This is a genomic window from Geodermatophilus sp. SYSU D00779, from assembly GCF_054050595.1.
Map to the genome: position 1 here is coordinate 76,618 of NZ_JBJGZQ010000018.1, position 11,287 is coordinate 87,904.

Annotated in this window: 11 protein-coding genes; 3 read left to right on the forward strand and 8 right to left on the reverse strand. The window is 75.8% G+C overall.

What is annotated here, in order from left to right; all coding sequences use genetic code 11:
* Positions 1–7: 7 nt before the first annotated feature.
* On the reverse strand, positions 8–745 hold the full coding sequence (locus tag ACI79G_RS15610; RefSeq protein WP_456882030.1) for an enoyl-CoA hydratase/isomerase family protein: 738 nt from the start codon (positions 743–745) through the stop codon (positions 8–10).
* A gap of 51 nt (positions 746–796) precedes the next feature.
* Positions 797–2,941, reverse strand: coding sequence for an acetate--CoA ligase family protein (locus tag ACI79G_RS15615; RefSeq protein WP_456882031.1), 2,145 nt, complete (start codon positions 2,939–2,941; stop codon positions 797–799).
* Positions 2,942–3,035: 94 nt separating this feature from the next.
* Here ACI79G_RS15615 and ACI79G_RS15620 point away from each other — a divergent pair, with 94 nt between their 5' ends.
* Positions 3,036–3,719 (forward strand): TetR/AcrR family transcriptional regulator, encoded by a 684-nt coding sequence (locus ACI79G_RS15620; RefSeq protein WP_456882032.1) that lies wholly within the window; start codon positions 3,036–3,038, stop codon positions 3,717–3,719.
* A gap of 282 nt (positions 3,720–4,001) precedes the next feature.
* Here the strand turns inward: ACI79G_RS15620 and ACI79G_RS15625 are convergent, their stop codons facing one another.
* From ACI79G_RS15625 to ACI79G_RS15640, 4 genes are all read right to left on the reverse strand, one after another.
* Complete coding sequence (locus ACI79G_RS15625) at positions 4,002–4,775, reverse strand: fumarylacetoacetate hydrolase family protein (RefSeq protein ID WP_456882033.1); 774 nt, start codon at positions 4,773–4,775, stop codon at positions 4,002–4,004.
* Positions 4,775–5,563 carry an SDR family oxidoreductase gene (locus ACI79G_RS15630; RefSeq protein ID WP_456882034.1) on the reverse strand — a complete coding sequence of 263 codons (789 nt, stop codon included), beginning with the start codon at positions 5,561–5,563 and terminating at the stop codon, positions 4,775–4,777. The genes ACI79G_RS15625 and ACI79G_RS15630 overlap by 1 nt, the downstream gene beginning before the upstream one ends.
* 29 nt (positions 5,564–5,592) lie before the next feature.
* Positions 5,593–6,447, reverse strand: a complete 855-nt coding sequence (locus ACI79G_RS15635; RefSeq protein ID WP_456882035.1) for a fumarylacetoacetate hydrolase family protein — start codon at positions 6,445–6,447, stop codon at positions 5,593–5,595.
* A gap of 72 nt (positions 6,448–6,519) precedes the next feature.
* Positions 6,520–7,407: a dihydrodipicolinate synthase family protein gene (locus ACI79G_RS15640; protein ID WP_456882036.1), complete on the reverse strand. Its 888-nt coding sequence runs from the start codon at positions 7,405–7,407 to the stop codon at positions 6,520–6,522.
* Between the two features lie 142 nt (positions 7,408–7,549).
* On the opposite strand from ACI79G_RS15640, the gene lhgO reads away from it, so the two are divergent.
* Positions 7,550–8,761 (forward strand): L-2-hydroxyglutarate oxidase, encoded by a 1,212-nt coding sequence (gene lhgO, locus ACI79G_RS15645; RefSeq protein ID WP_456882037.1) that lies wholly within the window; start codon positions 7,550–7,552, stop codon positions 8,759–8,761.
* A gap of 38 nt (positions 8,762–8,799) precedes the next feature.
* Entirely contained in the window at positions 8,800–10,026 is a 1,227-nt protein-coding gene (locus ACI79G_RS15650; RefSeq protein WP_456882038.1) for an MFS transporter, read from the forward strand.
* A 22-nt stretch (positions 10,027–10,048) separates the two neighbouring features.
* Here ACI79G_RS15650 and ACI79G_RS15655 read toward each other — a convergent pair whose 3' ends face one another.
* Together ACI79G_RS15655 and ACI79G_RS15660 are read right to left on the reverse strand one after the other, a co-directional pair.
* A complete protein-coding gene (locus tag ACI79G_RS15655; protein ID WP_456882039.1) occupies positions 10,049–10,744 on the reverse strand; it encodes an MBL fold metallo-hydrolase in 696 nt (231 codons plus the stop codon).
* A 74-nt stretch (positions 10,745–10,818) separates the two neighbouring features.
* Positions 10,819–11,256 carry a hypothetical protein gene (locus ACI79G_RS15660; protein ID WP_456882040.1) on the reverse strand — a complete coding sequence of 146 codons (438 nt, stop codon included), beginning with the start codon at positions 11,254–11,256 and terminating at the stop codon, positions 10,819–10,821.
* Positions 11,257–11,287: the final 31 nt, after the last annotated feature.

Below are 11,287 nucleotides of genomic sequence, written 5' to 3' on the forward strand. Positions count from 1 at the left end.
GGTCGGGTCAGGCGGTCTCGCGCCGCCGCTGGGACCACATCTGGGTGGCCCGCTCGAAGTGCAGGGCGGCCTCCCAGCCGATCCCGGGCGGGCCGGCCTCGGTGCGGAACGAGCGGGCCGCCTCCCGGGCCAGCTCCGGGTCTTTGGCCGCGCGGCCGGCGAGCTCGAGGGCGAGGTCCTCGACCTGGTCGTCGGGCACCGCCTTCCAGGCCAGGCCGATCTCCGCGGCGCGCACGCCGTCGATCTCCTCACTGAACAACCCCATCGCGGCGGTGGCCTCGCGGCCCGCCGTCCGGCTGCTGATCGTGAAGTAGCCGCCGCCGGGGTGCAGGCCGATGCGCAGGAAACCGGCCAGCAGCCGGGCGCTCTCGGACACGATGCGCAGGTCGGTGGAGAGCGCCAGGTTGATCCCCGCGCCGACCGCGGCGCCGCGGACGGCGGCGATCGTCGGCACCTGCAGCGTGCCCACGCGGCGGAAGGCGGTGTAGACCGCGCCGAGCTCCTTGTAGGTCTTGTCCTCGGCCTGGTCGCTGCCCGGCGTCCAGCGCCGGCGGTCGGCGCCCGAGCAGAACGTGCCGCCGGCCCCGCGGACGACGGCCGCGCCGATCGCCGGGTCGGCGTCCACCTCGTCGCACAGCTCCGACAGCTGCAGCCCCATCTCCGGGGTGAGCCCGTTCTTGACCTCGGGCGAGTCGACCGTGAACACGGCGACGCCGCCGTGCCGCTCCAACTGGATCTGTCCCACGGGGGGTGTCCTGCCTCTCTGCTGGGGTCCGGGGTGTGCCGCCGAGGATGCCTACTCGCCCACGGGTTCCCGCGAGCCGGTGGTGCGCACCAGCACGTCGACGGCGGTGGCGCCCCGCCCGCGCGGCGCGACGATGAGCGGGTTGACCTCGAACTCGGCCAGCCGGTCGCCCGCGGCCAGCGCGGCCTGCGACAGCCGGACGACGGCGTCGACCGCGGCCGGCAGGTCGGCGGGCTCGGCACCGCGGAAGCCGGCCAGCAGCGGCCAGGCGCGCAGGCTGCGCAGCATCGCCCACGCCTCCTCCGGTGTCACCGGCGCCAGCGCCGAGGCGAGGTCGCGGTAGAGCTCGGTGGTCACCCCGCCGAGGCCGACGGTCACCACGGGCGGGAACCCGTCGCGCCCGGCGGTCGCCGCGAGGACCAGCTCGGTGCCCGGCGGGACCAGCTCCTGCACGAGCACGCCCTCGACCCCGGGGACGTGGTGCGCCCGCGCGGCGTCGAGCAGCTCGGTGAAGACGGCGGTGGCCTCGTCGGGACCGACGCCCACCCGCACGCCGCCGACCTCGCTCTTGTGCGCCAGGTCGGCGGCGGCCAGCTTGAGCACGCCCGGCCCCGGCAGCGCCGCGACCGCCGCGCGGGCCGCCTCCGGCGTGGTCACCAGCGTGGACGCCGGCTGCGCGATGCCGATCGCCCGCAGCAGCGCGGCGCCGTCCACCACCGCGGCCTCGAGGAGCGCGCGCACCTCCGCGGCCGGGACCTCGGGCACCGGCGGCAACGGCGGCGGGGTGCCGCGGTGCCGCGGCGGGGCCAGCCGCGCGGCGACCCGGGCGAGGTCGCCGACCGAGCCGAACACCGGGACGCCGGCCTCGCGGAACACCCGGCGGCCCTCGACGGTCAGCTCCTGCCCGGCGATCCAGCCGACCAGCAGCGGGCAGGACAGCTTGGCGGCCGTGGCGACGAGGTCCTCGGCCAGCCGGGCGCCGGCGTCGCCGACGACCATGGTCACGAGGACCGCCACGACGTCGACCGCGTCGTCCTCGGCGATGATCCGGCAGACGTCGCCGAAGGCGTGCGCGCCCCGGTTGAACAGCTGCGCGGTGACGTCGACCGGGTTGGCCAGCGCGCCGAAGGGCGGGATCAACGGGCGCAGCCGCGCCTGGGTCGCTGCGGAGAGCTCGGGCAGCTGCAGGCCGACGTCCGCGCACTGGTCGGCGGCCAGGCTGCCGGCCCCGCCGGAGGTGGTGACGACGGCGACCCGCGACCCCTCCGCCGGCTTCCCGGCGGCCAGCACCGCGGCGACGGCGAGCAGCTCGTCGATGTCGTCGACCAGCACCACGCCGTACCGCCGCGAGGTGAGCACGAAGGCGACGTCGTCACCGAGCATCGAGCCGGTGTGGCTGGCCACCGCGCGGCGCCCGGCGCTGGAGCGCCCCGAGCGCAGCACGACCAGGTGCTTGCCGGCCTCCTGCGCGCGGCGCGCCAGCTCGGCGTAGGCCGCGCCGTCACCGGTGGCCTCGACGTAGAGCATCAGCACCCGCACCGTCGGGTCGGCCAGCAGGTGCAGCGAGACCTCGGTCAGGTCGAGGTCGGCCTGGTTGCCGGTGCTGAACCACGCCGCCAGGCCCAGCCCCATGTCGGTGGCGAGGTCGAGCACCGAGCCGCCGACCGCACCGCTCTGCCCGACGTAGGCGACGCCGCTGCCGGAGGTCAGCGGCCGGTCGGCGGCGGCGGTGAAGGTGGCCACCACGCCGGTGGGCGCGTAGAGGAAGCCCTGGCAGTTCGGCCCGACGACGCGGACGCCGGTCTCCCGCGCCACCGCGGCCAGCCGCTGCTGCAGCGCCACCCCCTCGGGGCCGACCTCGGCGAACCCGGAGGCGTACACGACCGCCGCCTTCGCGCCGACCGCGGCGGCCTGCCGGATCGCGTCCTCGACCCGGTCGGCGGCGACGAGCACGAGCACCAGGTCGACCGGGCCGGGGACGTCGGCCAGCGTCGGGTAGCAGCGCCGGCCCACGAGCTCGGAGTGGTTGGGGTTGACCGGGTAGAGGCCGCCCTCGTAGCCGTGCTCGACCAGGTAGCGCAGGGGCCGGGACATGATGTTCTCCGGTCGGCCGGAGATGCCGAGCAGCGCGATCCCGCGCGGCCGCAGCAGCGCCTGCAGCCCGTCGTCGTGCGGGTGCGGCGTCGGCGCGGTCATCGGCGGAACGCCTCCTCGGGAGGACGACAGGTGGGCCGATCGCAGCTAAGTTGACGTCGACGTCAATGTCAACGACGAGCCGGGGGAGGTGACCGTGCCCCGACCCTCCGCCGCCGGGCCGCCTCCCGGGGACGCCGGCACGAGCGCCCCGCCCGCGCTGCCGACCACCGAGCGCGGCCGGCGCATGCGGGCCCGGCTGCTCGTCGCGGCGCGCGAGGTGTTCGAGCGCGACGGCTTCCTGGAGGCCCGCGTCACCGACATCTCGGCGGCGGCCGGCGTCGCGCACGGCAGCTTCTACACGTACTTCGGCTCCAAGACCGCCGTCTTCCGGGCGCTGGTGGCCGAGTCGATGGACGACCTCTACGCCTCGATGGCGACCCGCGGCGAGACCGGTCCGCCGGACGGCTCCCCCGCCGAGGTGGCGGTGCACCGCATCGACCAGGCCAACCGCCGGTTCGTCGCCATGTACCGGCAGAACACCGCGCTCATGGCGCTCTTCGAGCAGGTGACCACCTTCGACCCGGAGGTCCGCGCGCAGCGGCAGGCGGCCCGGGAGCGCAACGTCGGCCGCGTCCGGCACAGCATCGAGCAGCTCCAGCGCGACGGCCTGGTCGCCGCCGACCTCGACGCCGAGTACGCCGCCCACGCACTGGTCGCCATGGTCAACGGCGCGGTGCACTACTGGCTGGTGCTCGACGGCGACTTCGAGGAGGAGCGGCTCGTCGCCACGCTCACCCGGCTGTGGGCCCAGGCGCTGGGTCTCCCGGTGCGCACCTGACCGAGCCGCACCGACCTGCTCCGCCGACGCTCGCCCCCTGCCCACCATGCGGGGCAGGGGCTGAGGATGCCGGCGAGGAGGTCCGGCCCCCCCTCTCCCCCTGCCCACCATGCGGGGCAGGGGGAGAGGATGCCGGCGAGGAGGTCCGGCCTCCCTCTCCCCCTGCCCACCATGCGGGGCAGGGGGAGAGGATGCCGGCGAGGAGGTCCGGCCCCCCTCTTCCCCTGCCCACCATGCGGGGCAGGGGCCGACTCTCCGGGGGGCGGTGGGTGGACCGGCGGCTCAGCCCCCGATGATGCGGGTGGAGAGCGACCCGATGCCCTCGATGGTCACCGTCACCTCGTCGCCGGCCTGCAGCGACCCGACGCCGGCCGGGGTGCCGGTCAGGACGACGTCCCCGGGCAGCAGGGTCATCGTCTGGCTGACCCAGGACACGCACGCCGCGACGTCGAGCAGCATGTCCGCGGTGGTGCCGTCCTGGCGGACCTCGCCGTTCACCGTCGTCCGCAGCGACAGCGCCGACGGGTCGACGTCGGTCTCCACCCACGGCCCCAGCGGGCAGGAGCGGTCGAAGCCCTTCGCGCGGGTCCACTGCTTCTCGGCGCGCTGCAGGTCCCGCATCGTCAGGTCGTTGGCGACGGTGTAGCCGAGGACGACGTCGGCCACCCCCTCGGCCGGCACCCGGGTGCACTCCCGCCCGATGACGACCGCCAGCTCGCCCTCGAAGTGCAGGTTCTCCGTGTCCGGCGGGTAGGGCACCTCGGCGTCCGGCCCGACGACCGACGTGGAGAACTTGGCGAACACGACCGGGATCTCCGGCACCTCGTTGCCCAGCTCCCTGGCGTGCTCGGCGTAGTTGCGGCCGAGGCACAGCACCTTGCTCGGCTCGACGGGGGCCAGCAGCCGCACGTCGGCGAGCGGGGTGCGCTCCCCCGTCGTCCGGACGCCGTCGAACGGGTCCCCGTCGAGGCGGACGACGACGGCGTCGCCGCCGTCCCCCTCCACCAGGCCGTACGACGCCGGCCCCCCGGCCGCGGTGTACCGGACCAGGCGCATCAGATGGCCCGGACCAGACCGCCGTCGACCAGGAAGGCCTGGCCGGTGACGTAGGTGTTCGCACCCGAGGCGAGGAAGGCCGCCACCTTGCCGAACTCCTCGGGGGTGCCGTAGCGACCCATCGGGATGCCGGCCTCGCTCTGGGCGCGGACCTCCTCGACCGACTGGCCGGTCTTCTCGGCACGCCCGGCGTCGAGGGAGGCGACCCGGTCGGTGGCGATGCGGCCCGGGCCGATCGTGTTGACCAGCACGCCGTCCCCGGCCACCTCGAGCGCGACGCTCTTGGCCAGCCCCAGGATGCCGACGCGCAGGGTGTTGGACAGCGTGAGGTTGTCGATCGGCTGCTTGATCGACGAGGACGCCACCGTGACGATCCGGCCCCAGCCCTGCTCGCGCATGTGCGGCAGCACGCCGCGGAAGAGCCGCACGGTGGAGAGCAGGTTGAGCTCGAAGGCCTGCTGCCACGTCGCGTCGTCGAGGGCGTCGAAGCCGCCCGGCGGCGGCCCGCCGGCGTTGTTCACCAGGACGTCGATGCCGCCGAGCCGCTCCTGCGTCTCACGCAGCAGCCGGTCGAGGTCGGCGGCGTCGGCGACGTCGGCCGGGCAGTGCTCGACCTGCGCGCCGGTGGCGTCGGCGATCTCCTGCGCGGTCCGCGCCAGCTGGTCGGCGCCGCGACTGGAGATCATCACGCGCGCGCCCTCGGCGGCCAGCTGGGTCGCGGTGGCGCGGCCCAGGCCCTTGGAGGCGGCGGTGACGAGGGCGACCCGCCCGGTCAGTTCGAGGTCCATCGGGATGCGCTCCGTCGGATCGGGGGCCGTCAGGCCACGGGGTTGGTGAGCTCGCGGAAACCGGTGATCTGCACGCCGGCGGTGTCGCCGGAGCGGATGTGCACCGCTCCCGGCGTGCCGGTCGAGATGACGTCGCCGGGCAGCAGGGTCATGACCCGGGAGTGGAAGGCGACGAGCCACCACGGCCGGAAGGTCATGTTGGAGACGACGTTGCGCCGGTGCACCTGCCCGTTGTGGATCGTCGCGACCTCGAGCGCGTCGACGTCGTCCACCTCGTCGACGGTCACCAGCTCCGGGCCGAAGCTGAAGAAGGTGTCGAAGCTCTTCGAGCGGGTGAGGTAGCGCGGGTTCTTCTCGAGGATGTCCTCGGCGGTCATGTCGACGATCGTGGTGAAGCCGGCGACCACCGAGGGGGCGTCGGCCTCGTCGACGTCCTTGCACTCGCGGCCGATGACCACGCCGAGCTCGCCCTCGGCGGTGGTGCGCTGCGACTGCGGCGGGATCCGGATCGGGTCGCCGGGGCCGATGATCGCGGTGTCGGGCTTGAGGAAGCTGGCCGGCTCGGTCGAGGGCGCCTTCTCCGACAGGTCCGCGGCGTGCTCGACGTAGTTCAGGCCGATGCCCCAGATCTTGCGCGGCCGGCGGTAGAGCGGCGCGTACACCAGCCGCTCCTGCGGCAGCGCGAGCTCGTCGAGCCGGGCGGCGTCCTGGCCGGCCACCCAGTCGCGCAGCTCCTCGACCCGGCCGCGCTCGAGGAGCTCCTGCACCGTCTCCGGCCAGTCGGTCCGCAGGCGCTCGTTGAGGGCGGGCAGCGGCACGGCGCCGCGGGCGCGCACCAGCGCCCCCGGCTCCGCGCCGTCCAGTCGCAGGGTCGTCAGTCGCACGGGCGTGTCCTCTCGCGGACGGGCCCCGGGCGCGCGACAGCGCGCCGCCGGAGCGGTGGGTGGGCTACGGGGCTACAGGCCGACGGCGGCGATGAGGTCGTCGAGCTCGGCGAGGGTCAGCTCGTCGACCGGCGGGGCCGGGAAACGGGCGTGCGGCGAGGTGATCGCGCCGCGGCGGGCGAAGACCTGCTTGCGGATGGTCACCCCGCCGACGCCGAGCTGGGCCTCGTAACGGATCAGCGGCAGGTACCGGAAGAAGAACTCCTGCGCACCGGCCCGGTCGCCGGCGACGAACCGCTCGTAGGTGCCGACCAGCACCTGCGGGAAGCCGAAGCCGGTCATGATGCCGTCCGCGCCGCGGAGCAGCTCCTCGTACAGGTAGAGCCCGCCGAGCCCGCCGAAGACGCCCACCGGCTCCTTGGCCCGCTGCTTCACCGCGGTGATCTTGGGCAGCGTCGGCGTCTCCTCGAGCTTGAGGTAGCGGCAGCCCTCGATCTCGTCGAGCAGCCGGACGAGGAAGGGCGCGGGCATGACGACCCCGGTGTTCACCGGCTCGTCCTGCACGACGACCGGTACCGACACCGCCTCGGCGACCAGCCGGAAGTGCTCGAAGACCAGGTCGAGGTTCCGCGTGTTGTCCGGCGGGGCGAGCATGACGGCGGCGGCGCCGGCGTCCTCGGTGCGGCGGGCGTAGTCCAGCGCCATCCTGGTGGCCCGCGCCGAGACCCCGGCGACGACCGGCACCCGGCCGGCGGCGGCCCGCAGGTAGCGGCGCAGCACCCGCTCGCGCTCCTCGTCGAGCAGCTTGGCGGCCTCGCCCATGATCCCGAGGATGGTCAGCCCGTGCGCTCCCGCGCCGAGGTAGTCCTCGACCAGGCTGTCGATGCTGCCCTCGTCGACCTCGCCGTCGTCGGTGAACGGGGTCAGTGTGATCGGTAGCACACCCGTGAGCGCGGTCACCGGGAACTACCCTGCGGACGGGGACGGCGGCCTGCGGCCGGGAGGGCGACGGAGATCACAACGGTCACCGTAGCCGCCCGCCGGTCGTGCGGCCCCACCCGTGCCCTGCAGCGACGCGGAGGCACCCGGAGGACGGAGGACGATGCCGGTCCAGCGATACGCCGTGGTCGGAGGCGGGATCATCGGGACGGCGGTGGCCCGGCGACTGCTGGCCGAACGGCCCGACGCCGAGGTGACGGTCCTCGAGAAGGAGGACCGGCTCGCCGCCCACCAGACCGGGCGCAACTCGGGCGTGGTGCACGCCGGCCTGTACTACGAGCCCGGATCGCTCAAGGCGACGCTGTGCCGCCGCGGGGTCGCCCTGCTCAAGGAGTTCTGCGCCGGGCACGGGCTGCCCTACGACGAGATCGGCAAGGTGCTCGTGGCGCTCGACGGCGCCGAGGAGCAGCGGCTGGGCGCGATCGCCGAGCGGGCCCGCGCCAACGGCGTCCCCGGCGTCCGGGTGATCGACCGGGCGGAGCTGCGCGAGCTCGAGCCGCACGTCACCGGCATCGCCGCGCTGCACTCGCCGACCACCGCGATCGTCGACTACGTGTCGGTCACCGAGCGGCTCGCGGCCGACGCCCGCGCCGCGGGCGCGACGGTCCGGACCGGGTTCGAGGTGGCCGGGTTCCGGTCCGCCGACGGTGGGGTCGTCGTCGCAGGCACGTCGGGCGAGGAGGTCGTCGCCGACCGGGTGGTGCTGTGCGCGGGCCTGCAGGTCGACCGGCTGGCCCGCCTGGCCGGGGACGACGACGCCCCGCGGATCGTCCCCTTCCGCGGCGAGTACTACGCGCTCACGCCGGAGAAGCGGGCGCTGGTCAACGGCCTGGTCTACCCGGTGCCCGACCCGCGGTACCCGTTCCTCGGGGTGCACCTGACCCCGCGGTTCGACGGCGAGGTGCTGGTCGGCCCCAACGCCGTCCTGGCGCTGGCCCGCGAGGGCTACCGGTGGCGCGACGTCTCCCCCGCCGAGCTGGCCGCGATCGCCCGCTTCCCCGGCTTCCGGCGCTTCGCCCGGCAGCACTGGCGCACCGGCCTGGCCGAGATGCGCGGGTCGCTGTCCAAGAAGGCCTACACCGCCGCCGCCCGCCGCTACGTGCCCGAGCTGACCGCCGAGGACATGGTGCCGGCGACCGCGGGGATCCGGGCCCAGGCGCTGGAGGCCGACGGCAGCCTGGTCGACGACTTCCGCATCACCCGGCGGGGCGCCGTGGTGGCCGTGCGCAACGCGCCCTCCCCCGCCGCCACGTCGTCGCTGGCGATCGCCGAGCACCTCGTCGGCGTGCTGCTCGCCGAGGACGACCGGCCGTGAGCAGCGCCTCGTGAGCAGCGCCTCGTGAGCAGGGCCTGGTGAGCAGCGGCCGGGGGCGGCCCGCGGGTCCGGCCCGCGCGGCGACCGCGGCGGTCACGGTGACCACCGCGGGCGTGCTCCCGGCCTACCTCGTCGGCGTGCTCTGGGTGCAGGTGCGCGCCGACCTGGACGTCGGCCCGTCCCTGCTCGGCGTGCTGGTCGCCGCGTTCTTCGCCACCTCGGCGGTGTCGGCCCTCTCCGCCGGGACGCTGGTGCGGAAGCTCGGCACCGTCCGGGTCGTGCGGCTGTCCGGGCTCACCGCGGCGCTGACGATGCTCGTCGTCGCGCTGGCCGCTCGCGATCCCGCCGTCCTCGTCGCTGCGCTGGTCGTCGCCGGGTGGGGCAACGGCATCGGGCAGCCGGCGAGCAACGACCTCATCGCGCGCTCGGTCTCCGCCGGCCGGCAGGGCCTGGCCTACGGCCTCAAGCAGGCGGCGATCCCGCTGTCGACGCTGCTGGCCGGCGTGGCGGTCCCGCTGGTCGCCATCCCGCTGGGCTGGCGGACGGCGTTCGGCCTGGGTGCGGTGCTGGCGCTGCTCGTGGTCCTGTCCGTGCCGGGTCCGCGGCGGCTGGGGTCGGCCGGGTCGTCGTCACCGCCGTCGGAGGCGGCCGGGCCGTTCCGCCGCGCGCCGCTGTACGTGCTCGCCGCCGGGCTGGCGCTCGGTGCCGGAACCGGCAACGCGCTGGGCTCCTTCGCCGTCAGCACCGCCGTCGCCGGCGGCATCGCCCCCGCGACCGCCGGCGTGCTCGCCGCGGTGGCCAGCGGGGTGGGCGCGCTGGCCCGGGTGCTCGTCGGGTGGTTGGCCGACCGCGTGCGCACCCGCTGGCTGCTCGTCGTCGCCGCGCAGATGTCGGTGGGCGGGCTGTCCTACGCGCTGCTCGGCACCGGGGTCGAGGCGCTCATCGCCGTCGGCGCGGTGGTCGGCTACTGCACCGGCTGGGCGTGGGCCGGGCTGTCGACCTACGCCGTCACCCGCATGCACCACGGCATGGCCGCCCAGGCGACGTCGATCACCCAGGGCGGCATGGGCCTGGGCGCAGCGGCCGGGCCGCTGGCCTTCGGCGGGCTGCTCTCGGTGAGCTCCTACGCCGTCGCCTGGACCGCGACCGCCGCCCTCGCGGTCGTCGCGGGGCTGGTCGTCGTGCTCGGCCGGCACCTGCTGCTGCGCGAGCGCCCCGCGCTGGTGGCCGCGCACCGGCAGCGCCGGGCGGCCGCGCGGGCCTGAGGGCGCGGTCCCGGCCGGCGTGTCAGCCGAAGGGGTCGCTGGCCCGGCGGAGTGCCGCGGCGGCGTCGGGCCGGATGGGGTCGCCGTGGCCGGGGCAGGCGACCGCGACGTCCAGCGCGGCGAGCCGCTGCAGGTCCGCCCACGCCTGGGCGCGGTCGGTGCTGAAGGGGCCGAGGATGGCCTGCCCCTGGTGCTCGGCGACGGTGTCGCCGGTGATGAGCACCCCGTGCCGCGGCAGGTGCAGGGCGATGCTGCCCGGGGTGTGGCCCGGCAGGCCGAGCACCACCGCACCGCTGGCGAGGTCCAGGACGTCCCCGTCGTCGACCTCCCGGTCCACCCGGCAGGCCGGCGCGGGCTGCAGTCCGGCGGCGACGACGGCGTGCAGCGCCCGCTCGGCCTCGGTGAACGACGGGGGCGATTCGGGGACGTCGCCGCGCACGACCGGGGCGTCCGCGCGCCCCACGACGACCTCGGCGCCGGCCCAGGACGCGATCTCCGCAGCGGACCCGGCGTGGTCGTCGTGGGAGTGGGTCAGCACGACGCGGCGCACGTCCCCCCGGCCCAGACCGAGGGACCGCAGCGCGGCGGCGACCGCCGGGCCGCTGCCGGGCGGCCCGGTGTCGACCAGCGTGGCGTCGTCGGCGTCGCGCCACAGCCAGGCGTTGGCGACGGGCAGCCGCAGCAGGTGCAGGCCCGGGACCACCTCGACGACGTCCACGGGCCGATCCTGGACCGGCGCACGGGTGTCCCGCGCCCGTGTTCGCTCTGGGGAGACGGGCGGGCGCGGCAGGGTCAGCCGCGCACGGGCCACGCGGCCAGCGGCGGCTGGTCGTCGCCGTGGCTGCCCCCGGCGTGGGCGACGGCGGCCAGCAGCAGCGCGAGGGCGGCGCGGTCGAGGCCGGCGGCGAGGTCGCTCAGGTCGACCGGCTGCCCGTCGGCGAGCGAGGCGGCGGCGCGCAGCAGGCGCAGCTGGCTCCCGCTGCCGCCGATGGTGCCGGCGCGCAGCGCGGCGTCGACCTCGGGCCAGGCGACCTGCGCCCACAACCCCTCGCCGTCGACGTCGTCGAGCAGGCACACCAGGCCCGCGGCCTGCAGCTGCGGAAGCCAGTGGCCGGCATTGGCCAGCAGGAGGACCGCCGCCTCGGCGGAGTAGTCGCCGACCGCCGCGCGCAGCAGGGCGGTCTCCAGGTCGGCGAGGTCGAGGTCGGCGGCCCGGGGCTCGAGTTTCACGGCATTCCCTCCCCGGAGTGCGTGTGGCATG

Coding starts and splice junctions, on each gene's coding strand:
- ACI79G_RS15615 (WP_456882031.1), bottom strand. CDS start 2,941: ATGACCGCGCCGACGCCGCACCCGCACGACGACGGGCTGCAGGCGCTG.
- ACI79G_RS15625 (WP_456882033.1), bottom strand. CDS start 4,775: ATGCGCCTGGTCCGGTACACCGCGGCCGGGGGGCCGGCGTCGTACGGC.
- ACI79G_RS15630 (WP_456882034.1), bottom strand. CDS start 5,563: ATGGACCTCGAACTGACCGGGCGGGTCGCCCTCGTCACCGCCGCCTCC.
- lhgO (WP_456882037.1), top strand. CDS start 7,550: ATGCCGGTCCAGCGATACGCCGTGGTCGGAGGCGGGATCATCGGGACG.